This is a genomic window from Verrucomicrobiia bacterium, assembly GCA_019634625.1.
GTDB lineage: Bacteria > Verrucomicrobiota > Verrucomicrobiia > Limisphaerales > CAIMTB01 > CAIMTB01.
Window position 1 is genome coordinate 41,467 of the sequence record JAHCBA010000027.1, and the last position, 21,442, is coordinate 62,908.

Here is a 21,442-nt window from a genome sequence, read left to right on the forward strand (position 1 = left end):
TCGGAACCTTCGGGAACCTCGTCGGGAATCCGACGAGCCGACGAGGATACGGGCCGCCCCCGGTCCGTCAAGAAACGGGGGTCCGAGTTCAGGGCTGCCGGGACTCCGGAAAGGGGATATTCCAACGTGGAAGCCTCCGACCGGAATCGCGATGGCCGCCTGGATTTGGTGGTGGGCCGGGGTTGGCAGGATGGGGTGGGGTCGAGGTGACGCGGATGCTCGGACCGATGGACTTCGGCGAGGCCGCTTTTTATCGTCCGGGGCATGGCGTCCACGGTTCGCGTCCGGTTTGCTCCCTCGCCGACGGGTTTTCTGCATATCGGCGGGGCGCGCACGGCCCTGTTCAACTGGCTTTTTGCCCGCAGCCAGAGGGGTGCGTTTGTATTGCGGATCGAGGACACCGATGCGGCCCGCAACACGCAGGAGGCAACCGATGTGATTCTTCATGGGTTGAGGTGGCTGGGGCTGGACTGGGACGAGGGGCCGGAGACTGGCGATCCCGATGGGCCGAGCCGCGGCGAGCGGGGTCCGTATTTTCAGTCCCGAAGGTCCGGACATTACCAGCGGTGGATCGAGGTGTTGCGGCAGCGGGGTCATGCCTACGAGCGCGACGGGGCGGTGCGCTTCCGGATGCCCCGGGAGCCGATCGTCCTTCGCGACCGGATCGTTGGCGAGATCACCCGCGCGCTGACCGACCGGGAGGAGGCGGACCCGGACTTCGTCATCGTTCGAAGCGATGGGCAGCCGGTGTTCCACCTGGTCAACGTGATCGACGACCTGGAAATGGGCATCACGCATGTCATCCGCGGCGAGGACCACGTCAGCAACACGGCCAAGCACATCGCACTCTTCCGGGCGCTTGGGGCCGAGGCGCCGGAGTATGCGCACATCCCGCTGATTCTGAATCCGGACGGATCGAAGATGAGCAAGCGCGACCGGGGGGCGAGCCTGCAGTCGTATGTGGAGGAAGGGTATCTGCCGGCGGCGGTGAACAATTACCTGTGTCTGCTTGGTTGGAGCCCGAAGGGCGGGGAGGAACCGATGACCCTCGAGGAGGCGGCGCGCCGGTTCAGGCTGGAAGATGTGAACCGCAGCAATGCGCGGTTTGACCTGAAGAAGCTCGAGCACTTCCACTTCGAGCATACCCGGCGGCTGGATCCGGCCCGGTTCGTGGAGATCGGTGCGGCGGCCCTGCGGCGGGCCGGCATCGACACGTCCGCCTTCGCGCCCGAGTACGTCGCGGCGGCACTTGGGACGGTCCAGGAGAAGGGGCGGCTGTTCGGGGAACTGGCGGGGTGGGTGGACTTCTATTTCCTCCCGGACCATGCCCTGCGCTTCGATGCCGAAGCGGTGGCGAAGGCATTGACCCCGGCGAGCGCACCGCTGCTCGGGCAGTTGCGGGAGAGGTTCGCGGCCTTGCCGGGGTTCGAAGCCGCCGCCCTCGAGGCGGCGCTGAAGCAATTGGCGGTGGATCTCGGGGTGAAGGCCGGTCCGCTGGTGCAACCGTGCCGGGTGGCCTGCACCGGGCGCGGGGTCGGCCCGAGCCTTTATCACCTGATGGCTGTGCTGGGCCGGGACCGCGTGTTGAACCGTCTCGACCTGGCGCAGGCGAAGGCCGTTCAGGGTTAGGCCCATGTTCCGTTCGACATTCCGCAGACGCACCCCGGGTGTACCGTGCGGCAAGAGGGGGATGGGATGGAAGGATGGTACAGGGTCTTGCCGCCCTTCGTTTGGTGTGCACGCTTTAGCGTGTCGGGGTGGTTCGGAGGCTCACGCTGAAGCGTGGACACCCAACCCCTCTGGCGGGGCGGGAAGCGGGGGGGCGAAGGTTTCCGGCGTGACCGGGGGGTGGGGAGGGGCTAGCGTTTCGGGCGATGGAACGTCTGCACGCCCCGTGGCGGATCGAGTATATCCTGGCGCCGAAGGAGCCGGGCGGAAACGGATCGGTGTTTCGTCGGATCGGGGAAGGGACGGACGACGAGGAAAACCTGGTGGTGGCACGGGGCCGGACCTGCTACGCGCTGCTGAACAACTACCCGTACAATGGCGGCCACCTGATGGTGGTGCCGTACCGTCAGGTGAGGGATCTGGACGGATTGACGGACGAGGAGATGCTGGAGTTGATGCGGATGGCGCGGCGTTGCATGAGGGTGTTGCGGGAGTCGATGAAGGCGGACGGGTTCAATGTGGGGCTGAATCTTGGGCGGGTGGCGGGGGCGGGGATCGAGGAGCATTTGCATCTGCATGTGGTGCCGAGGTGGGCGGGGGACACGAACTTCATGCCGGTGCTGGCGGGGACGACGGTGTTGCCGCAGGCGTTGCGGGAGGTGGCGGAAAATGTGCGCCAGGCGTTGGCGCGGGAGGAATGAGACGCTTGTGAGGGAGACCACCGAGGAGACGCTGCACTTCGAGAGTGCGCGCCACGCGCAGCAGTTGTTCCACAACGACCCCAAGAACCTGCAGGCTTTGGAGAAGGCGCTGGGGGTGAAGGCCACGTCGAGGGAGGGATGGATCAAACTGGAAGGCGGCACCGACGCGGTGGGGAAGGCTCGACGGCTGTTCGAATTGCTCGAGGCCTCGGCCAAGGCGGGGCAGCCGATCCGGACGAAGGAGTTTGCCTACGCCCTGAACGTGGTCCAGCACGAGGGGGCGGAGGCGTTGGCCGACCTGTTCGGGACGCGGATCCAGACTTCGACCCGGAAGGCCCAGGTGACGCCGAAGACGACCGGGCAGCGCCGGTATGTGGAGGCCATCCGGCAGCATGACCTGACCTTGGGGATCGGGCCGGCGGGGACGGGGAAGACCTACCTGGCCATGGCCATGGCGGTGGCTTCGTTGCGGGAGGAGAAGGTGGCCCGGATCATCCTGACGCGTCCGGCCGTGGAGGCGGGCGAGGCGCTGGGTTTCCTGCCCGGCGATCTGTACGAGAAGATCGCGCCCTATCTGCGACCCCTGCAGGACGCGCTGCACGACATGATGCCGGCGGAGGACATTCAGAAGAACAAGGAACGCGGGGTGATCGAGATCGCGCCGCTGGCGTACATGCGGGGACGGACGTTGAACAACGCCTTTGTGATTCTGGACGAGGCGCAGAACGCCACGGGGGAGCAGATGTTCATGTTCCTGACCCGGCTGGGATTCGGGTCGCGGGCGGTGGTGACGGGGGATCCGACACAAATCGACCTTCCCAAGAACCGTCCGTCGGGGCTGGTCGAGGCGGTGCGGGCCTTGCGCGGGGTGGAGGGGATTGCCGTGTGCGAGTTCACCCGGCGCGACGTGGTGCGTCATCCGCTGGTGCAGCGGATCATCTCGGCCTACGAGGAACACCGGGGCCGGCGGGATAGGGAGGGGCCGTGAGATCTGAAACCTGAAACCTGAAACCTGAAACCTGAAACCTGAAACCTGAAACCTGAAACCTGAAACCTGAGACCTGAGACCTGAGACCTGAAGACTGGAGATCTGAGGGCGGAGACGGGAACGGAGTATGAAGCGGGAGGTGGTGGTGCGGGTGCGGCAGCGCCGGTGGCTCGTGGACCGGGAGGGATTGACGCGTCTGACCGAGGCGTTCCTGGGGGAGGAACTGGGGCTGGGGGAGTGGTGTCTGGGGATTCAGCTGGTGGGGGAGCGGGCGATGTCGGAGCAGAATGAGCGGTGGCTCGGTCACGAGGGGTCCACGGATGTCATCACCTTCGACCATCGGGAGGGGCCGGGGGAGGCGCTTCATGGGGAGTTGTTTGTGAGCGTGGACGACGCGGTGCGACAGGCGGAGGAGTTCGGGAGCACGCCGTCGATGGAGTTGGTGCGGTACGTGGTGCATGGCGTGCTGCACTTGCAGGGGTACGACGATCGGGACGGGGTCTCGCGACGGGCGATGAAGCGGGCGGAGGATCGTTGGGTGAGGCGGCTGGCGAGACGGTTCGCGTTGCGGGAGTTGGTGGCTCGCCTAGGGTGAACGCATGAGCGAGAAGGCACACACGTGGAGGGGCGATTTCTACGCCGGGGTTGCCATTGTGTTGCCGGTGGCGGTCTCGCTGGTGATTTTCGAGTGGCTGCTGGGGGCGGTGTCGAATGCCGCGAGCACGCTGCTGTTCTTCCTGCCCTGGGTTCTGGACCGGGAGTTCATTTATGTGAACGGGCGGAGCGGCCAGATGTTCTGGCACTGGAAGGTGGCGGCCACGGTGCTGCTGGTGGCGCTGGTGTGGCTGACCGGGCACCTCGGCCGCGATTTTCTGGGCCGGAAGGCGATTGCGGCGGTGGACGCGATCCTGTTGCGGGTGCCGGTGTTGAACACCATCCACGGGGTGGTCAAGCAGGTGAACGATGCGTTCCGGTCCACCCACGGCCGGTCGTTCAAGCAGGTGGTGCTGGTCGAGTTCCCGCGGAAAGGAGTGTATTCGCTGGGGTTCGTGACCGGGGCGGACCAGCAGGAGGTACAGCACCGGACACAGGAAAAGGTCCTGAGTGTCTTCGTTCCCACCACGCCGAATCCGACCAGCGGCTACCTGGTCATGGTACCGGAAAACCAGGTGCGGGTGCTCGACATGACGGTGACGGACGGAATCAAGTACATCATCAGCCTCGGCTCCGTGACGCCCCCATGGCAGCCGGCATTGCCTGGGGGGGCGGGGACGCTGGTGGCCCCGGCCAACGGGGAGGCCCCGGGGGTGCTGGAGGGTGGGAGTGGGAGGGAGGAGGAAGGTTCCACGGTGACCGTGGTCGAGGCGCGGTGAGCGGGGGTTCCATGGAAGAGCGGGCAACGGGAATCGTGGTGCGGGTGCGTCCGTTGACGGAGAGTTCGCTGATTGTGCACTGGCTGACCGAGGAGGCGGGGCGGGTGGCGACGGTGGCCAAGGGGGCGCGGCGGGCCAGGTCGCCGTACCGGGGCCGGCTGGACTTGTTCCATGAGGCGGCGTTCACCTTCCGGAGGTCGCGCCGGTCGGAGCTGCACGGGCTGGGGGAGGTGACGCTGCGGACGGTGTTTCCGCAGTTGCGGACGGACTGGAGCCGGCTGGCGCAGGCGGCCTACGGGGTATTGCTGATCGAGAAGACGACCGAGACGGACACGCCGCTGCCGGGCACGTGGGGGCTGTTCCGGGCGTACCTCGTCCATCTGGAACGGGCCGCGGTGTCGCCATTGGCGGTGTGGAGTCTGGAACTGCGGCATTTGGCGGAGTCGGGATTGCTGCCGGGGTGGGAAGGGGGAGGGCTTCCGGAGTCAAGCGGGCAGCTCGCGGAATCCCTTCTCGAAGCGGAGTGGGGTGATTGGCCCGAGGGCATGCCGGAGGAGGGGGTGTGGCGTCCCCTGGACCGGTGGCTGCGCCGGGTCCTGGGCGAGGGAGTTGGAGCGGTGCCGAAGGGAAGGGCTGAGGCGTTGGGGCTCTCTGGGGCGATCCGAGCGAGTTGAGCGATTTGAGGTGCGCGAGGGGGGGTGGACCGGGTAGGAGAGGGGTTGCGCCTGGGAGGGCGGCCATGCATCCCGAATCCATACGGGAGGGGCTATGCTTTGTTTCAAGGCGAAGGAAGGTGCCGGTTCCGGCCAGGGACGACGGCGTGGGGGGTTCACGCTGCTGGAGTTGATGGTGACCGTGGCGGTGGTGGCGCTGCTGGCGAGCCTGCTGGGGGCGGGGGCGGGTCGGGTTCGGGCGCGGGCGCACGGGGCGATGTGTCTGAATCATCTGCGGCAGTGGGGGCTGGCCACGATGTTGTATGCGCTGGACCATGGCGATTGGCTGCCCCCCGAGGGCTTCCCAAATCCCGGGGACGCGCAGACAAACCGCGGGTGGTACATCCAGTTGCCGAGGCAGATGGGCATTCCGAGGTACCATGATCAGGCGTGGCGGACGGACCCTTCCGCCGGGGTGGGTTCGACCGTCTGGCTGTGCCCGGCGAACCGGCGTCGGAGCAACGGCCGGAACCTGTTTCACTATTGCTTGAATCAGCACGTGGACGGGACCAGCGAAGGGGACATGCCGACGCGTTTGGGGAGCGTGCCGGAGCCATCGAGGATGGTGTGGCTGTTCGATTCGAAGAACCTGCCGGCGGTGGGCTATTGGGGGTATGTCCACACGAACCTGCATGTGGGGGGCGCGCAGTTTCTCTTTCTGGACGGGCACGCCCGGCGGTTTCGCGCCATGGACTACTGGGATTCCGCGGCAGACCGTGGCAGGACGAACCATCCGCGGATCCGATGGGTTCCGTGAGGCGTCAAGGTCGCGGGTTCCAGCTGCGGCCGACCGAAGTCGGGACACCGGGCGGGGGGGCACCAGTTTTGCCTTTCCCGGTCCGTGGCCCGCTCCGCACATTGCGCGGGACGACTGCTGCCACCATGAACGACGCCGCCCAAGTCCTGCGCGAATTCGCGCCGCGCCATCCGTACTTCGTGGGAATCGACTCCGACGGGTGCGTATTCGACTCGATGGAGATCAAGCACAAGGAGTGCTTTACGCCGATGTTCATCAAGCACTTCGGCCTCCAGGCGGTGGCGCGGTATGCGCGGGAGGTTTGGGAGTTCGTCAACCTCTACTCGAAGACGCGGGGCATCAATCGTTACCCGGCCCTCTCCAACGCCCTCACCCTGCTGGCCGAGCGGCCGGAGGTGGCGGCGCGGGGAGTCCGGGTGCCTGGGACCGACGATCTGGATGCCTGGATGGCGCGGGAACCCCAGCATTCGCTGTCCACCCTGCGGGCCGAGGTGGAAACGCGCGGCAACGAGGCGCTGGGGCCCGTCCTGGAATGGTCCCTGGCGGTGGATCGGCAGATTCAGGACATTGTGCACGGGGTGCCACCGTTTCCGGGTGTTCGCGAATGCCTGGCCCGGCTGGAAGGGCAGGCCGATGCCATGGTGATCTCGCAAACCCCCGGAGCGGCCCTCTCCCGCGAGTGGGCGGAGCATGCCCTGGCGAACCAGGTTGCGCTGATTGCCGGGCAGGAACTGGGATCGAAGAAGGAACATTTGCGTGCGGCGGCAGGCGGGAAGTACCCGCCGGGTCAAGTCCTCATGATCGGGGATGCGCCGGGCGATTTCACGGCGGCCAAGACCAATCTGGCGCTGTTTTATCCCATCATTCCCGGCCGCGAAGAGGTTTCCTGGCAGCGGTTGTTGTCGGAGGGGCTCGATGCGTTCTTTGCCAACCAGTATGCGGGGGACTACGAAAGCGCGCTGGTGCGCGAGTTCAACGCATCGCTCCCCGAGCGTCCGCCGTGGCAGTCGATGGGGCGAGGCTGAGTCCATGCCGGGCGAGGCGGTTGGGGATCCGGAGGGGGCGCGAAAACGCCTGTTCGCGCCGATTGACACCTCCCCCCGGCGCGCATAGCCTGCCGCTCCATTTTGACCGGAGCGGCTGTGGTCCGGGGGGTTGCCCTGCTGGAAAGCCGAGGTCGGGAAAGGAAGTGACGTAGCGTGACCGAGATCAAACTGAAAAAAGGCGAACCGGTGGAAAAGGCCCTTCGGCGCCTGAAGAAGAAGGTGGATCGCGAGGGCATCCTCAAGGAGGTCCGGAATCATCGGCATTACGAGAAGCCGAGCGAACGCCGCCGCCGCAAGCTGAAGGTTGCGCGCTTCAACGCGATGCTGAGCGCCCGCTACGCGGAGCTGTAAGGCTCTGGCGTCTGGTGGGCAGCTCGACAGCCGCGGCTTGGCGATTTCCGTTGGCGGGATGGCGTGTGGAGCTTGCCGGGATCTGACCTGGCGTTCCTTCGGGGTCCACTGCGCCATCCCGGCCACGGGCTAGGCGATCATGTATTCGCTTTCCAGTTGCTGGAATTCAGGCCGGCATACCTGTGGCCGACAGATGCTGCAGGAGATCCGGTCCTTGGGGTTCGAGTATGCCGAGTTGAGCCACGGGATTCGGCTTGGGCTGCTCCCGGGCATCATTGAGGCGGTCGAGGCCGGCGAGATCAAGATCTCCTCCCTGCACAACTTCTGCCCGCTTCCGATCGGCATCCATTATCCGGCGCCCAACCTGTTCAAGTTCACCGCGTTGGATCGTCGGGAACGGGACAACGCATGGAAGCACACCCTGAAGACGCTGGACACGGCGGCGCGCCTGAAGGCTTCCCTGGTGGTGTTGCACATGGGGGCGGTGGAGATGCGGGACTACACGGACCGGTTGCTCGAGATGATCGAGGCTGGGAAGCGTGAGACGCCTAAGTACGAGAAGCTGTTGGAAGAAGCGGTTCACAAGCGGGAATCGCGCAAGGAACCGCATGTGGAGGTGGCCTACGCTTTCCTGCGGGCCCTGGCGGAGGAGGCATCGAGCCGGGGCGTGCGGTTGGCGATCGAGAACCGGGAGGCCATCGAAGAGATCCCGTTCGAGAGCGATTTCCACCTGTTTTTCCGGGAGTTTCCGCAGTCCTGCATTGGGTATTGGCACGACACCGGCCATGGGCAGATCAAGGAGAATCTCGGGTTGATCCATCATGCGATGCATGTGGGCGGGCTGGCGGATCGGTTGCTCGGATTCCACATCCACGATGTCGGCTTTCCGGGGCGTGACCACATGGTTCCCGGGACGGGCACGATCGATTTTGCCGCACTCGCGCCCTATGTCCGGCCGGAACACTTGAAAGTTCTGGAACTTAGCCCGTCGGCTCCCGCCGAAATGATCCCGCAGGGCCTGGCGCACATCCAGGGCCTGTGGGGTCCCGAGTGAAAGGGGCGGTCCGCAGGATCTGGTCAGTTGCCTGGCGGTTGGGGATGGCCGGAGTGCTTCTGGCCTGGGCGTTTCATGCGATTTTTCACGACCAGAGCCGGTCGGTCTTGGCGGCTGAGGGAGTGGTGCTGGACGCCATGCCGCGTTGGGAACGCTGGGTGACGGTGTGGCGGTTGGGTCCGGTGGAATTGGGGCGGACGCTTCTTGCCGTGCAGGCTGGCTGGCTGATCGCTTCGATCGGGTTGTGGGGGTTGACGATCCTGCTGGGTGCCTGGCGGTGGTGGCTGGTGCTGCGATCGCAGGGGTTGAACCCCGGTTTCCGGCGGACCCTGGAAATCTCCTTCATCGCCCATTTCTTCAACTCGTTCCTGCTGGGGGCCACCGGCGGCGACCTGTTGAAGGCGTATTACGCGGCCCGGGTGACGCATCACCTCAAGACCGAAGCGGTCACCAGCGTGCTGCTTGACCGCGTCCTGGGGCTCTTCGCGATGCTGGCTTTCGCCACCTGCCTGTTGATTCCCAATCTCGGGATGGTGCTGAACCACCCGCGGATGGTGCTGTTGGGAGCGGTGGTGCTGGGCATGACGGTGGCGGCCGGTGGATTTCTGCTGGTATCCCTGCGGGGAGGCGTTTCCCAGGTGTTGCCGAATGCCCGGCATTGGCTGCGTCGCCTGCCTCGCGCCGCGATGATCGAGCGGGCGCTCGAATCGTGCCGGGTTTTGGGCAGGTCCCGGGCCGTGCTGGGAAAGGCGCTGGTGTTATCCGTCGTGTTGACGGCGGTTTGCGTGATTCAGTTGATGACCTTGGTATGGGGGTACGGGTTGCAGGTGGCATGGACACCGATGTTCCTGGTGGTGCCGGCGGTGATCTGCATTTCGGCGCTGCCGTTGACGCCGAATGGTCTTGGGGTCCGGGACAACCTTTACCTGTATCTGCTGAGCCTGCCCGAGATTGGAATCGGCGCCGGCACGGCCGTGGCGATTTCGTTGGTGGCCTACGCGGGGAGTCTGGTCTGGAGTGCGGTGGGCGGGGTGCTGTACGTCTTCCGGCGGCGGGAACGGCACTTGGCCGAGGCGGTGGCTGAGGAATCGGCCGAGGCTGGGCGGGACGGTTGAGAGGCGGCGCCCGACTCCTTCTCATCTGCGCTGCGATCCGGACGTTGGATTTTGAGCGCCGGCAAGCCTTTGGACTTCGCCCATCGAGTCAATAAAATGAACCTGACTTATTAATCAGGGGAGCGAGTACGGAGATCAAAAGTCAATGCAATGAACCTGGCTTATTATTTGAGAAACGGCGTCAACAAACTAAACCTGGAGTCAACAAATCAAACCGGGCTTAATAACTATGGGGCGTCCTTTTTTCTGGAGAGTTTTCCGCAACTCCCCTATCCGCTGGGACATCATCCATCCGGGCAGCCATGAGCATCCTCAAATTTCTGCGGTCACAGGCGTGGGAGATCATTCAGTGGGAGGAGAACGACGTCCGGGACACCCTAAGCTTCCGATGGCCGGACGAGGATCGGGAGATCAAGCGAGGGGCGCAGTTGATCGTGCGGGAGAGCCAGATGGTGCAGTTCGTGTACCTCGGGCAGTACGGCGACCTGCTGGGGCCCGGGAAGCATTCGCTGACCACCGACAACATTCCGATCCTCTCGCGGCTCAAGGGCTGGAAGTACGGCTTCGAGAGCCCGTTCAAGGCGGATGTGTACTACATCGTCACCCGCCTGTTTTCGGGAAACAAGTGGGGGACCTCGAACCCGATCATGATGCGGGACAAGGACTTTGGGGTCGTGCGGGTGCGGGCGTACGGCACCTTCGATTTCCGGATCGTGAATCCGCCGGTTTTTCTGCGGGAAGTGGCGGGAACAGACCATCAGTTCCGGCTGGACGAGTTTCACGACACGATGCGGTCCCGGATTGTGAGTGTTTTCAGCGACGCAGTGGCCAGTGCGCAGATTCCGGTGCTGGACCTTGCGACCCGGTACCAGGAGGTGGGCGAAGCGATCCTGCCGCTGATCAATCCGCAGACGTCCGCGAAGTACGGCATCGAGATCACGAGTTTCATCCTGGAGAACGCCTCCGTGCCACCGGAGGTGGAGGCGGCCATCGACAAGCGATCGAGCATGTCGGTGGTGGGCGACCTGAACGACTACGTGAAGTTCCAGATGGCCCAGGGCATGGAGAAGGGGGAGGGCAGCACCGGGAGTGCGGCGGCGCAATTGGGCATTGGACTGGCCATGGCCCAACAGATGGCCCAGCAGTTTGCCCAACCGGCCGGCACGCCGGCCGCGGCCGCGGCCCCGGCCGCGGCGGTTGGGGTTGGGGCGGCGGCCGCACCGCAGTCGCCACGGCTCTATTCGCCGGAGGAGGTGGCCCAGGCGCTGGGCGTTACGGAGGCCGATGTGCTATCGACATTGGAATCGGGGGAATTGAAGGGGCGCCGGATCGGGAGTGCGTGGCGCGTATCGCAGGCGGCGCTGGACGAATTCCTGGCCCACTGAGGAGTTCCGGAACGGTGAGGAAGGGTCGGAATTGGGTGGACGGTGCGGGGCCGGGGTTTCGGCATGGCGCCCGCCCCCGGCAATGAGGCCTTGGATCGCGTCATGTCCGACTTCCAATCGATTCAGAAATACGCCTGCCCCGCATGCGGGGCCGATGCCCGGTGGGACGCGGGGCGCCAATTGCTGGTTTGTCCGTACTGCAGCACCGTTTCCCCGGCGCGCCTCGGGGCGGACGGGCAATGGGTTGGGGAGAACGACCTGGTCGAGGCCCTGCGTCAATTGACTCCGGACCAGCGCGGTTGGCAGGCCTCCACCAAGTCGGTCCAATGCCGGAACTGCCACGCCATTTCCGTCTTCGAAGCGCGGCGCGTTGCGCAGCGCTGCGATTTCTGCGGGTCCCCGTCGATCGTGGCGGTGGAGGCGCAGCGAGCGCCGATCCGGCCCAGCGGGGTGCTGCCGTTCCAGGTGCCGGTGGATGCGGTGCGGGAACAGATGCGCGTCTGGTATGCCTCGCGCTGGTTTGCGCCCAACCGGCTTCGATCCCGGGCCCTGACCGACACCGTCCATGGCGTGTACCTGCCCTACTGGACCTTCGACGCCCAGGTGATGGCCCGGTGGTCGGCGGAGGCGGGGCATTACTATTACGAGACGCAGACCTACCGGGACGCCAACGGGAACCGGCAGACGCGGCAGGTGCGGCGGATTCGGTGGGTGCCCAGTTCCGGGCGGCTGAGCCACTTTTTCGATGACGAGCCAGTGCCTGCGACCAAGGGGGTGCGGACGGATCTGCTGCGGGGCATCGAGCCGTTTCCGACGAAGACGGAGTTGAAGCCGTATGACGCGGGATATCTGGCGGGCTGGGTGGTGGAGCAGTACCAGATCGACCTGGTGGCGGCGGCCAGGAAGGCGCGGGAGGCGATGGACGCGAAGGCCCGCGGGTTATGTGCGGCCCAGGTTCCCGGGGACACCCATCGGAACCTGCGGGTGCAGGCGGACTATTCCTCGCAGACCTTCAAGCACCTTCTCGTGCCGGTCTGGCTGTTGAATTACCAGTTCGGGCGCACCACGTATCAGGTCCTGGTCAACGGCTCGACGGGCAGGATTGCCGGGGACCGTCCCTACAGTTGGGTGAAGATCGTCCTGACGATCCTGGCGGTGGGAGTGCTTGCGGTGTTGGCAGCGGCCCTCGTTCAGCGGTAGGGTGGGGTTCCGGTCATACGAAGGTGGCGTCGGGCAGTTCGGGGGAGAAGAGCCGTTCCCAACGATGGGGGAACGGGTGCCAGACGATCGCCTGGAACAGGAGGGATCGAACGCGCCAGCGGGAGACCTTCCAGCGCCTGGCCGGGTTCAGGACCCGGTTCACCGCCAGCAGGCGCAGGGTTTCGGCGCCGATCAGGAGGGGGAGGGCACACCCGAGCCGGACGCGGAATTGGTTCCGGGGCGTGGTGCAGGTGTAGCGCCAGCCGGCCGTGAGGTGGTCGGCGGCTTGGAGGAGAAGGGCGGAGTAGAGGGGGCGAAAGCGGGGTTCGGTGCCGGGATCCAGGAGGTCTTCCGGTTGGAGCCCTTGTTGGTCGAGGGATGCGCGAGGGATATAGCACCGGCCCTGGCGGAGATCGACGGGCAGATCCCGGAGGATGTTGACCAGTTGAAGTCCTTTGCCGAAGCGGCCGGCATCATCGAGGTAGCGGGCCATGCAGAGGGGTTCGCGGGGATAAAGGTGCGAGCGGCAGAGCCGGGTCCAGAAGCCTCCGACACAACCGGCGACCCGGAAGGTGTAGTCGTCCAGATCACCCTCGGTGGCGAGGGCGACCACCTGTCCCGGGTCAGCCTCACCGAAGCGCCTGAGGTCGAGTTCCTGTCCGCTGGCGATTGTCTCCAGGACCTCACGGACGCAGCAGCGGTCGAAGCAGGCGAAGCGGTTGAGTTCGGCGATCACTTCCTCGATGCGTTGCAGGAGGAGGCGCTCGGCGGGCCGGGCCTGGTTCTCCGCCAGGGACCCGAAATCGACCGGCCCGGCACGGACGCCCAGGATGCGGTCCTTGAGGAGGTGCAGGGCCTCGATCCGCAGGTCCATCGGGAGGATGGCGGTGTCCGCGATGGTGTCGGTGGCGCGAGCGAGCAGGTAGGCGACGCCGATCTGCGTCCGGACGGGTGTGGGCAGGAGCCTCAGGGTGAGGTGGAACGAGCGCGAAACCTCGCGCAGGAGGCAGGTGAGCGGAGCCGACTCGGGCGCGGTCATGCGGTTGGGGCTCATCCTATGCGAGAAGATTCCGTCCGCCAACGGCGTCGATGCGGCCGGGCGCAGAGATCACGCGGCTGAGTCGTCTGTTACAGGGCCGTTGGCAGATTCCGTTGGCGAGGTTGCGCAGGCGAGCCGGCACCTTGCCGTCGATAGCCAGAACCCATCTCCCCTGCCCCCGTTGCCCATCCGCCCGATCCGGGCGAATCCATCGTGGGCCACCCGGCCACCCAACCTTCCGGGCGGAAACCCGGAACTTTGCAAGGGCCGATCCATCTGGCGTAGTGGCGCTTTGTGGTGGCCGAGAATCTCGAATCGACGCGCGGGGTGGAGGTGCTGCCCACCGACACCCCGGAGCGGTTTGCCGCGGCGGTGATTCGGGCTGCCGATCTTCTGCGGGCCGGAGAGGTGGTGGCGTTGCCGACCGAGACGGTGTACGGGCTGGCGGCGAACGCATTGGACCCGCTGGCGGTGCGTCGCCTGTACACGGTCAAGGGCCGGCCGGCCGGCAATCCGGTCATTGTCCATGTCGCCACCGGGGCCATGGCGCGCGCCTGTGCCCGTGAATGGCCGGTCGATGCGGACCGGCTGGCGGCGTCGTTCTGGCCCGGCCCGCTGACCCTGGTGGTGCCCCGGTCCGGGCGGATTCCCGACGAGGTCACGGCGGGCGGGGACACGGTGGGGATACGCTGGCCGTCGCATCCGTTGATCCAGGCGGTGATCCGGGCGTGCGGATTTCCGTTGGCGGCACCCAGCGCGAACCGGTCGAACTGCGTTTCCCCGACGCAGGCGGCGCACGTGGTGGCATCGCTGGGGGACCGGATCCCGCTGGTGGTTGATGGGGGCGCCTGCCAGGTGGGGATCGAATCGACGGTGCTGGATCTGGGAACGGTTCCGCCACGGATTCTGCGTCCGGGGACGATCCATGAGGAGTCGCTGGCGGCAGTCCTGGGTTCGGTGGCCATGGGAGGCGACGGAGCGAAGGTGCTGCGGAGTCCGGGTCAGTTGCCCCGGCATTACGCGCCGCAGGGGCGGGTGGGGGTGCTGCGCTGGCGGGATGACGCGGACCTGGCGCGGCAGATGCGCGAACGGGGTTGGGAGCCGGCGGGGACGCATGTGTTGGCGCATGAGCGGGTGCCGTCGGCGGGGGTGGCGGCGCGGGTCTGTGTGATTCCGCACGATGCGGAGGCATTTGCGCGGGCGTTGTATGCCGAGTGGCATGGTTGCGATGCGTTGGGGGCCCGGTGGATTGTGGTCGAGGCGGTGCCGGAAGGGGCGGTGTGGGGCGGTGTGGCGGACCGTTTGCGACGGGCGGAAGCGGCGGGGGTGTGAGGGTGAGGGGGGCGGAGCGGGCGGATGCTCGCCTCGGGTGGCGAATGCGGGCTAACTCCGCGCGGCATGTCGAAGATGTTCAGGTCCACGGGGGCGATGGCGGGAGCCACCTTGATCAGCCGGTTGCTGGGGTTGGTGCGGGAGATGGCCTATGCGCGGTTCATGGGGAACGGCTGGGTGGCGGGGGCCTTCCTGCTGGCCTTCCAGATTCCGAACCTTTTCCGGCGGCTGCTGGGTGAGGGGGCGCTGACCGCGGCGTTCATTCCGGTGTTCAAGGAGACGGAGAAGCGCGAGGGGGAGAGGGCGATGTGGCACTGCGCGAACGGGGTGGTTTCGGGGTTGATCGTGGTGGCATCGGCGGTGGTCTTGGTGGCGGTGGCGGGCATTTCGGTGGCCTTGGGCTGGGGGGAACTGGAGAACCAGACGCGGCTGATGCTGGAGCTGCTGCGGGTGATGTTTCCGTACACGCTGCTGGTGTGCCTGGCTGCCGTCTGCATGGGGATGCTGAACGCGCGGGGCCTCTTCTTCATTCCGGCGCTGGGGGCGGCCCTGTTGAACGTGGTGATGATCGCCACGGTGCTGGTGTGGGCGCCGCGAATCGAGGGTGGGCTGGAGTCGAGGATCCATGCGCTTGCCTGGGGGGTGCTGGCGGCTGGGGTGGCCCAGGCGCTGTTCCAACTTCCGGCGCTATGGCGGGAGGGATGGCGTCCGCGGTGGGTGACGCCCTGGCGGGAGACGGGAACGATGGAGGTGGTGCGCCGGATGATCCCGACCACGGTGGGGGTGGCGGCATTCCAATTGAACCTGTTGATCACCCAGGGATTCGCCTTTGTGCTGGGCGCCTCGATTGTGGCGTCGTTCCAGTACGCGGTGCGGCTGATGGAACTGCCGCAGGGCCTGTTCGGGGTATCGATGGCCACCTTCCTGTTGCCGACCCTGTCAGGGCTGGCGACGGATCGGAAGTATGAGGAGTTTCGATCGATGCTGCTGCACGGGCTCAGCCATCTGCTGCTGATCAATCTGCTGGCGAGCGCCCTGTTGATGGGATTGGCGCGTCCGATTGTTCGATTGCTCTACGAGGGGGGTGCGTTTCAGGCATCGGCCACGGAGAGCGTGGCCTTCGCGCTCGTGTTTCTGGCGCCGGGTCTGGTGGCGTTTTCCGCCACCGGGATCCTGGCGCGGGCGTTTTATGCGCTTGGGGAGACGCGGGTTCCGATGCAGATCAGCGTGTTTTGTCTGGCTCTGAACACGGTGTTGTCGGTGCTGTTTGTGCTCGCCTTGCGGGAAGGGGGGCTGGCGCTGGCCAACACCCTGACCGCGCTCGCCAACGCCGCCCTGCTGGGGTACGCGCTCAAGCGGAAATTCCCGAAGCTGGACTGGGGCTGGTTGTGGCGGGAGACGCGGGTGGTGCTGGCGGTGGCGGTGGCGGTGGGCATTGGGGTGGCGCTGCTGGGGCGGGGGCTGGAGGATTTTCTGGGGACGGAGGGGGGGTGGGCGCGCGGAGCGACGGTCGCTGTTCCGGCGGGAATCGGGGCCTTGGCGTACGGGGTCCTGCTGGGATGGCTGAAGGTGCGGGCGTTTCGGGACTGGCTGGAGTGGGCGGTGACGTCGATTCGGCGTCGGGCCGGGGGTGGTGGAGAGGATGGGGGAACGGGGGGGAAATCCTGAATGCGGCTTGGACCAAGGCATTTAGGGGACAGAAACCTATTGACGCCAAACGTCGGTGGGGATAGGAAGTCCCGCGACGAACCCAAGGTAGGGGGTCCAGTCGCCCGACAACTAGAACGACAATCTCGAATTTGATGAAAAACAACGAGCGAGTTTCATGGATGGGTGGTGTGGTGGTCGCCGGGCTGCTGACGTCGTCCGCGCTGGGCCAGACGCCGTTCATTGCTTACAACAACAGCACGACGCCGTTGGATTCCTTCTTCGCGAGCCAGCGTGAATTCGGCGATCAGATCAACATTGGCACGGCGGGATGGATCGCGGATTCGTTCCGGTTCGAGTACTTCGCCTCAGGACTGGCCGGGGGGGAGACCGCGGTGGTGCGGTTTTACGAGAACAACGGCGTGCCGGTGGGTGCGGGTGGAACGCAGGCGCCCGGTGCGCTCCTGTTCGAGAGCACCGAGTTCTCCCTGGTGAATGGCAACATTCCGGTTCAGATCGTTGATCTGCAGCCGCTCGGGATTGCGCTTCCAGCTTCGTTCACTTGGACCGTGGTGCCGAGGGGCGTCAGCGGCGCCGAGATTTTCGGGCTGAAGCTGTATGATCCGCCGACGGTGGGATCGAGCCTGGACGACATCTGGCAGTTTGGGGTGAGCGGTTGGGAGTTGCTGCAGGTGGATGGATTGCCGACTGGGGCTTCGGCGAATTTCGGGGCGATCCTGACGGCCGTCCCCGAGCCTGGCCCGGTGGCGTTGCTGGCATTGGGTGGTCTTGCCCTGCTGGTGCGCCGGCGTGCGGCCAGCCGCTAAGGGATGAGCTTGGAAACCCTTTGAAACGCAACGCGGGCCTATGCGCCCGCGTTTTTCGTTTATCGGGAGAGGGAACCTGACATGAAGCACACCCTGTGGGGAATCGAGGGCGGCGAAGCGGCCATGGAAGCCGCCCGCAGACGGCAGATCGATGGGCGCATCCGTCGGGAGCGGGGAGTGGGTGGGGTTGGAACGGCGGGATGGCTGCTGGCGATGATGGCAGGAGGTTCGGCGTGGGCGGATTTCGATTCGGAACGCTATTTGATCTACGAACTGGGGTCGGTGACGCTGCGGCCCCACCTCGGGATTGGTCAGGTCTATGACAGCAACATCTTCTACAACGACGAGAACCGGGTGGATGATTTCATCACCACGGTTCAGCCCAGTCTGGGAGCGTTTTATGGAGACCGGGAGGCGAGCTTCGCATCGCTGCGGTACACGCTGGATGCGTCGTTTTACGCGGAGCGGGACGATCTGAACAATCTGGGGCATTCGCTGGTTCACCAGAGCCGGTTCCAGTTTTCGCGAACCTCGATCGAGGGGCAGGATCGGTTTTCGATCACGAAGAACCTGCTGGGCGGGTCGTTCAGCTACATCCAGCGGCGGATTGGGGTGGTCAGTCTCCGGGACGACTGGCGGGCGGATTACTCGCTCTCGCCAAAGACGAGTCTGGGGGCGCGGGTTTCGTTCGACATGGTGGACTACGATGCCAAGGACTTGGCGCCGAACCACCTGTACGATTTCATGTCGTATTCAGGGGGCTTCCGTGTGGGCTACCTGCCGTCGGAGAAGATCGTGGTCTATCCGGAAATATCGGCGGGCCAGAGCCTGCGGGAGACCAACAGCCCCTTGGTGCGTGAGGCGCCGGACCTGACGTTTTACGGGATTTCGGTGGGCGCCGAAGGCGAGTTCACGCCCAAGCTGACCGGCACGGTGTCGGGCGGCTACGAGTTCCGGGACTACGAGGACGACACGGAAGTGCCCAACGGGTGGATTGCCTCGGTGCAACTGCGTTGGCAGGCGCGGCCGAAGACGGTGGTGAGCGTGGGGTACCGTCACTGGATTGAGGTATCGCGAGAGGTTGTGGGGAGTTCGTACAACGTGCATCGCCCGTCGGTGGCCGTGACGCAGCAATTGGGCACGCAGGACCGGTGGACGCTGGGTGTGGAGGGGTTCTATCAACTGGACGATTACGACGAGACTTCGCGCTTTTCGGGTGTGGCGCGGAAAGATACCTTGGGAGGTGCGTCGGCCCGGGCCAGCTATCGGTGGCAGCCCTGGTTGGTGGCATCGGCAGGATACGATTTCAGGATTTACGACGGCAACGTTCCGACCATACCGACCTATGAAGTACATCGCGTTTCGCTGCGCCTGGCGGCAGGTTATTGATGGGCTGGGAGTCTGGCTGGCATTGGCCGGCCTGGGCCTGGGCCTGGGTGCGGCAAGTCCGAGGGCCATCGGGCAACTGACGGAGTCGTACCAGATTCAGGCGACCGACATTCTGCTGATCGAGGTGGTCAACGAGCCGCAGCTTGGGGCGAAGGAATTCCGGGTGTCGGCCAACGGGGAAGTCTCGTATCCGTTCATTGGAGCGCTGCGGGCGGCGGGGCGGACGACGGTCGAGGTCCAGCAGGAGGTGAAGCGATTGCTGGAACTCGATTATCTGGTGAATGCCCAGGTGATCGTGCAGGTGCGGGAGTTCAGGCGGGCGCATGTGGCGGTGTTCGGTCAAGTGAACCGGCCGGGCCTGATTCCGCTGCCGCCGGAGCAGAAGATGTCGGTGATGGAGGCCATTGCTGCGGCGGGCGGGTTCACCCGGTTGGCGAGGACACGGAACATCGAGTTGACGCGGGCCGGGATGGAGGAGCCGCTGCGGTTCCGGGTGGAGGACCTGACGAATCCCGAACGGATTGTGCATGTCGAGCCCGGCGACACGATCTTCGTGCCCGAGTCCCGGATCTAGAATGGCAACTGGGGAGTTGCCCGGGAATTGGCGCGGCTGGCAGATTGGATGAACGACGGTATCGCGGAAGTGCTATGGAATCTTCGGACAACCCACGCAAGGGCCTGCTGAGCGCGGAGGCCAAAGTCCATCTTCGCCACTATTGGCAGGTCGTCCTTGAGCGCCGGTGGCTGGTGGTGATCGGCTTCTTTCTGTGCATGCTGGCTTCGGCCCTTTACCTCCTGAAGGCGCCCAAGATTTACCGGGCCACGGCGGTGATCCAGATCGACAGGGAAACCGAGGGCCTGTTCTCCGCCAAGGAGCTGGTGCTCAGCACGGGGCGGGAGCAGGACTACCTGCAGACCCAGTACAAGAATCTCCAAAGCCCGACGCTCCTGCGGAAGGTGATTGCCGAGATGCAGTTGGAGAGAATCCCCGAATACCAGCGGCACCTGGACATCGTTGATGCGGTGCGGCGGGAGATCGAGATCGTGCCGATCCGGCTGACGCGGCTGGTGGAGGTGCGGGTGGAGAATCCGGATCCACGGATGGCCACGAACATCGCCAACACGCTGGCTCGCCAGTTCGTGGACGACAACATGCTGTTGCGCCGGGCCCGGGCGATGGATGCCGTGAACTGGATGGGCGCGGAACTGGTGGAGAAGGAACGTCAGGTCCGCAAGGCGGACGAGGAACTGCAGTCGTACAAGGAGCAGTACGACATGGCCTCCCTCGAGGCCAGCCAGAACGTGGTGCTCCAGTCGGTGCAGCAGGCGCAGATAGCGTTCAACAGTGCCCAGGGGGAGGCGGCGGCGGCGCAGCAGGTGGCGGCCGAGGTGGTGAGGCTGGTCGAGGACGGGGCGAGCCTGGACATCATTCCCGAGATTGCGCAGAACCTGGCGATCCGCGAACTCAAGGTCCGGCTGGCGGAGCGGGAGGCCCATTTGCAGCAGTTGCTCACCCGCTACAAGGAGAAGTGGCCCGATGTGATTCAGGCGCGCCGCAACATCGAGTCGCTGCGGCTCAGCCTCGAGGATGAAGCCCGGAAGATCTTCGAATCGATTCTTACCCGCGCCCAGATCGCGACCGCCACGGAGCGCCGGATGGAGCAACTGCTCGAGAGCAAGCAGAAGGCGTTGCTGGACCACAACCGGCTTCGGATCGAGTACGAGGCCCTCGAGAGACGGGCGGAACAGGCGAAGATGATCCTGAACAACCTGCTGGCGCGCACGGAGGAACTTCAGGTCTCGGCCAGCAATTCGGTCAACAACATGCGGATCGTGGACGAGGCGCCACTGCCGCTGATGCCGGTGAAGCCGAAGATCCCGATCGTTCTGATCCTGGGAATCATGGGGGGGCTCGGGTTGGGGCTGGGACTGGCCTTCTTCGTGAATTACCTCGACGACTCGATCAAGAGCCAGGACGACATCGAGACGTTCCTGAACCTCCACTTCCTGGGGTACGTGCCGAACATCAAGGCGGGGAACCTTCACGAGCGGGATCTGCATGCCCATCTGCATCCGAGGTCGGCGGCGGCGGAAAGTTTCCGGACGGTGCGGGCGGCCATCACGCTGGCGGCGCGGGCGGACAAGATGCGGGTGTTCGGGGTCACATCGAGCATCCCCTCGGAGGGCAAGTCCCTGTGCGCTTCGAACTTTGCCATCGTGACCGCGCAAGCCGGGTTCCGGACGGTGCTGATCGATGCGGACCTTCGCCGTCCGTCGGTCCACAAGGCCTTTCAGATTCATGCGCCGGAGGGGTTGGCGAGCCTTTTGCAGGGTACCACGACGAAGCTGGAAGACATCGTTCACAAGTCGTCCGTGCCGAATCTCGACGTGATCGCCTGCGGCCCGATCCCGAGCAACCCGTCGGAACTGCTGGAGGGGGCACGGATGGAGCAGGTGTTGGCGGACCTGCGGGAACGCTATGAGCGCGTGGTGATTGACTGCCCGCCCATCAGTGCGGTGAGCGATCCCCTGGTCATCGGCGCCAAGGCGGACGGCATCATTTACGTGATGAAGTTCAAGAAGATCCGTCGCGAGCACGCCCGGCGTTCGGTGCAACGGATCCAGGACGCGGGCATCCAGGTGGTGGGCGTCGTTCTCAACGACATCGACTTCGAGGGGCGCGATTCGTACTACTACTCGTACTACTACTATCAGAACCAGTACTACTCGCACTACCGGACCGAGCCGACGGCGCCGGTGGCGAAGCCGGTGCCCGAGGGCAAGGAGCCGGCGGGTGCGAAGTCCTGAAGCCGGGTCCTGAATCCGGCCGGGGACGGACCGCGGGCCGGACGGCCGT

20 protein-coding genes are annotated in these 21,442 nt (G+C 65.3%); 19 read left to right on the top strand and 1 reads right to left on the bottom strand.

Going from position 1 to position 21,442, the window contains the following annotated elements; translation table 11 throughout:
• The first annotated feature begins 264 nt into the window (after positions 1–264).
• From KF833_15780 to KF833_15840, 13 genes are all read left to right on the top strand, one after another.
• On the top strand, positions 265–1,629 hold the full coding sequence (locus KF833_15780) for a glutamate--tRNA ligase (GenBank protein MBX3746769.1): 1,365 nt from the start codon (positions 265–267) through the stop codon (positions 1,627–1,629).
• A gap of 245 nt (positions 1,630–1,874) precedes the next feature.
• Positions 1,875–2,369, top strand: coding sequence for an HIT domain-containing protein (locus KF833_15785; protein MBX3746770.1), 495 nt, complete (start codon positions 1,875–1,877; stop codon positions 2,367–2,369).
• On the top strand, positions 2,338–3,357 hold the full coding sequence (locus tag KF833_15790; protein ID MBX3746771.1) for a PhoH family protein: 1,020 nt from the start codon (positions 2,338–2,340) through the stop codon (positions 3,355–3,357). Before KF833_15785 ends, KF833_15790 begins: the two co-directional genes overlap by 32 nt.
• A gap of 127 nt (positions 3,358–3,484) precedes the next feature.
• Entirely contained in the window at positions 3,485–3,952 is a 468-nt protein-coding gene (ybeY, locus tag KF833_15795; protein ID MBX3746772.1) for an rRNA maturation RNase YbeY, read from the top strand.
• Positions 3,953–3,956: 4 nt separating this feature from the next.
• Complete coding sequence (locus KF833_15800) at positions 3,957–4,730, top strand: DUF502 domain-containing protein (protein MBX3746773.1); 774 nt, start codon at positions 3,957–3,959, stop codon at positions 4,728–4,730.
• A gap of 11 nt (positions 4,731–4,741) precedes the next feature.
• Entirely contained in the window at positions 4,742–5,404 is a 663-nt protein-coding gene (recO, locus tag KF833_15805; protein MBX3746774.1) for a DNA repair protein RecO, read from the top strand.
• A gap of 94 nt (positions 5,405–5,498) precedes the next feature.
• Positions 5,499–6,200, top strand: a complete 702-nt coding sequence (locus tag KF833_15810) for a type II secretion system protein (GenBank protein MBX3746775.1) — start codon at positions 5,499–5,501, stop codon at positions 6,198–6,200.
• 125 nt (positions 6,201–6,325) lie between these two features.
• The gene (locus KF833_15815; GenBank protein MBX3746776.1) at positions 6,326–7,225 is read left to right on the top strand and encodes an HAD family hydrolase; all 900 of its coding nucleotides are present in this window, start codon (positions 6,326–6,328) and stop codon (positions 7,223–7,225) included.
• 174 nt (positions 7,226–7,399) lie between these two features.
• Positions 7,400–7,597, top strand: coding sequence for a 30S ribosomal protein S21 (gene rpsU / locus KF833_15820; GenBank protein MBX3746777.1), 198 nt, complete (start codon positions 7,400–7,402; stop codon positions 7,595–7,597).
• 193 nt (positions 7,598–7,790) lie between these two features.
• Positions 7,791–8,651, top strand: coding sequence for a sugar phosphate isomerase/epimerase (locus KF833_15825; GenBank protein MBX3746778.1), 861 nt, complete (start codon positions 7,791–7,793; stop codon positions 8,649–8,651).
• A gap of 44 nt (positions 8,652–8,695) precedes the next feature.
• Positions 8,696–9,766, top strand: coding sequence for a flippase-like domain-containing protein (locus tag KF833_15830; GenBank protein MBX3746779.1), 1,071 nt, complete (start codon positions 8,696–8,698; stop codon positions 9,764–9,766).
• A gap of 302 nt (positions 9,767–10,068) precedes the next feature.
• Positions 10,069–11,151 carry an SPFH domain-containing protein gene (locus KF833_15835; protein ID MBX3746780.1) on the top strand — a complete coding sequence of 361 codons (1,083 nt, stop codon included), beginning with the start codon at positions 10,069–10,071 and terminating at the stop codon, positions 11,149–11,151.
• Positions 11,152–11,253: 102 nt separating this feature from the next.
• Positions 11,254–12,351 (top strand): zinc ribbon domain-containing protein, encoded by a 1,098-nt coding sequence (locus KF833_15840; protein MBX3746781.1) that lies wholly within the window; start codon positions 11,254–11,256, stop codon positions 12,349–12,351.
• Between the two features lie 13 nt (positions 12,352–12,364).
• Here KF833_15840 and KF833_15845 read toward each other — a convergent pair whose 3' ends face one another.
• Positions 12,365–13,390: a squalene/phytoene synthase family protein gene (locus KF833_15845; protein ID MBX3746782.1), complete on the bottom strand. Its 1,026-nt coding sequence runs from the start codon at positions 13,388–13,390 to the stop codon at positions 12,365–12,367.
• A 297-nt stretch (positions 13,391–13,687) separates the two neighbouring features.
• On the opposite strand from KF833_15845, the gene KF833_15850 reads away from it, so the two are divergent.
• The 6 genes from KF833_15850 to KF833_15875 all read left to right on the top strand — a co-directional run bounded on the left by KF833_15850 (position 13,688) and on the right by KF833_15875 (position 21,393).
• The gene (locus KF833_15850) at positions 13,688–14,722 is read left to right on the top strand and encodes a threonylcarbamoyl-AMP synthase (GenBank protein MBX3746783.1); all 1,035 of its coding nucleotides are present in this window, start codon (positions 13,688–13,690) and stop codon (positions 14,720–14,722) included.
• Positions 14,723–14,788: 66 nt separating this feature from the next.
• Complete coding sequence (gene murJ / locus KF833_15855; GenBank protein ID MBX3746784.1) at positions 14,789–16,390, top strand: murein biosynthesis integral membrane protein MurJ; 1,602 nt, start codon at positions 14,789–14,791, stop codon at positions 16,388–16,390.
• Positions 16,391–16,551: 161 nt separating this feature from the next.
• Entirely contained in the window at positions 16,552–17,196 is a 645-nt protein-coding gene (locus KF833_15860; GenBank protein ID MBX3746785.1) for a PEP-CTERM sorting domain-containing protein, read from the top strand.
• An 81-nt stretch (positions 17,197–17,277) separates the two neighbouring features.
• A complete protein-coding gene (locus KF833_15865; GenBank protein MBX3746786.1) occupies positions 17,278–18,585 on the top strand; it encodes an outer membrane beta-barrel protein in 1,308 nt (435 codons plus the stop codon).
• Entirely contained in the window at positions 18,542–19,159 is a 618-nt protein-coding gene (locus tag KF833_15870; GenBank protein MBX3746787.1) for a polysaccharide export protein, read from the top strand. Before KF833_15865 ends, KF833_15870 begins: the two co-directional genes overlap by 44 nt.
• A gap of 74 nt (positions 19,160–19,233) precedes the next feature.
• Positions 19,234–21,393 (top strand): polysaccharide biosynthesis tyrosine autokinase, encoded by a 2,160-nt coding sequence (locus KF833_15875; protein MBX3746788.1) that lies wholly within the window; start codon positions 19,234–19,236, stop codon positions 21,391–21,393.
• Positions 21,394–21,442: the final 49 nt, after the last annotated feature.

What these genes read in the sequence shown, in the direction of transcription:
- KF833_15780 (MBX3746769.1), top strand. Translation starts at nt 265, where the DNA reads ATGGCGTCCACGGTTCGCGTCCGGTTTGCTCCCTCGCCGACGGGTTTT.
- KF833_15785 (MBX3746770.1), top strand. Translation starts at nt 1,875, where the DNA reads ATGGAACGTCTGCACGCCCCGTGGCGGATCGAGTATATCCTGGCGCCG.
- KF833_15790 (MBX3746771.1), top strand. Translation starts at nt 2,338, where the DNA reads ATGTGCGCCAGGCGTTGGCGCGGGAGGAATGAGACGCTTGTGAGGGAG.
- ybeY (MBX3746772.1), top strand. Translation starts at nt 3,485, where the DNA reads ATGAAGCGGGAGGTGGTGGTGCGGGTGCGGCAGCGCCGGTGGCTCGTG.
- KF833_15800 (MBX3746773.1), top strand. Translation starts at nt 3,957, where the DNA reads ATGAGCGAGAAGGCACACACGTGGAGGGGCGATTTCTACGCCGGGGTT.
- recO (MBX3746774.1), top strand. Translation starts at nt 4,742, where the DNA reads ATGGAAGAGCGGGCAACGGGAATCGTGGTGCGGGTGCGTCCGTTGACG.
- KF833_15810 (MBX3746775.1), top strand. Translation starts at nt 5,499, where the DNA reads ATGCTTTGTTTCAAGGCGAAGGAAGGTGCCGGTTCCGGCCAGGGACGA.
- KF833_15815 (MBX3746776.1), top strand. Translation starts at nt 6,326, where the DNA reads ATGAACGACGCCGCCCAAGTCCTGCGCGAATTCGCGCCGCGCCATCCG.
- KF833_15825 (MBX3746778.1), top strand. Translation starts at nt 7,791, where the DNA reads ATGCTGCAGGAGATCCGGTCCTTGGGGTTCGAGTATGCCGAGTTGAGC.
- KF833_15830 (MBX3746779.1), top strand. Translation starts at nt 8,696, where the DNA reads ATGGCCGGAGTGCTTCTGGCCTGGGCGTTTCATGCGATTTTTCACGAC.
- KF833_15835 (MBX3746780.1), top strand. Translation starts at nt 10,069, where the DNA reads ATGAGCATCCTCAAATTTCTGCGGTCACAGGCGTGGGAGATCATTCAG.
- KF833_15840 (MBX3746781.1), top strand. Translation starts at nt 11,254, where the DNA reads ATGTCCGACTTCCAATCGATTCAGAAATACGCCTGCCCCGCATGCGGG.
- KF833_15845 (MBX3746782.1), bottom strand. Translation starts at nt 13,390, where the DNA reads ATGACCGCGCCCGAGTCGGCTCCGCTCACCTGCCTCCTGCGCGAGGTT.
- murJ (MBX3746784.1), top strand. Translation starts at nt 14,789, where the DNA reads ATGTCGAAGATGTTCAGGTCCACGGGGGCGATGGCGGGAGCCACCTTG.
- KF833_15860 (MBX3746785.1), top strand. Translation starts at nt 16,552, where the DNA reads ATGGGTGGTGTGGTGGTCGCCGGGCTGCTGACGTCGTCCGCGCTGGGC.
- KF833_15865 (MBX3746786.1), top strand. Translation starts at nt 17,278, where the DNA reads ATGAAGCACACCCTGTGGGGAATCGAGGGCGGCGAAGCGGCCATGGAA.
- KF833_15870 (MBX3746787.1), top strand. Translation starts at nt 18,542, where the DNA reads ATGAAGTACATCGCGTTTCGCTGCGCCTGGCGGCAGGTTATTGATGGG.
- KF833_15875 (MBX3746788.1), top strand. Translation starts at nt 19,234, where the DNA reads ATGGAATCTTCGGACAACCCACGCAAGGGCCTGCTGAGCGCGGAGGCC.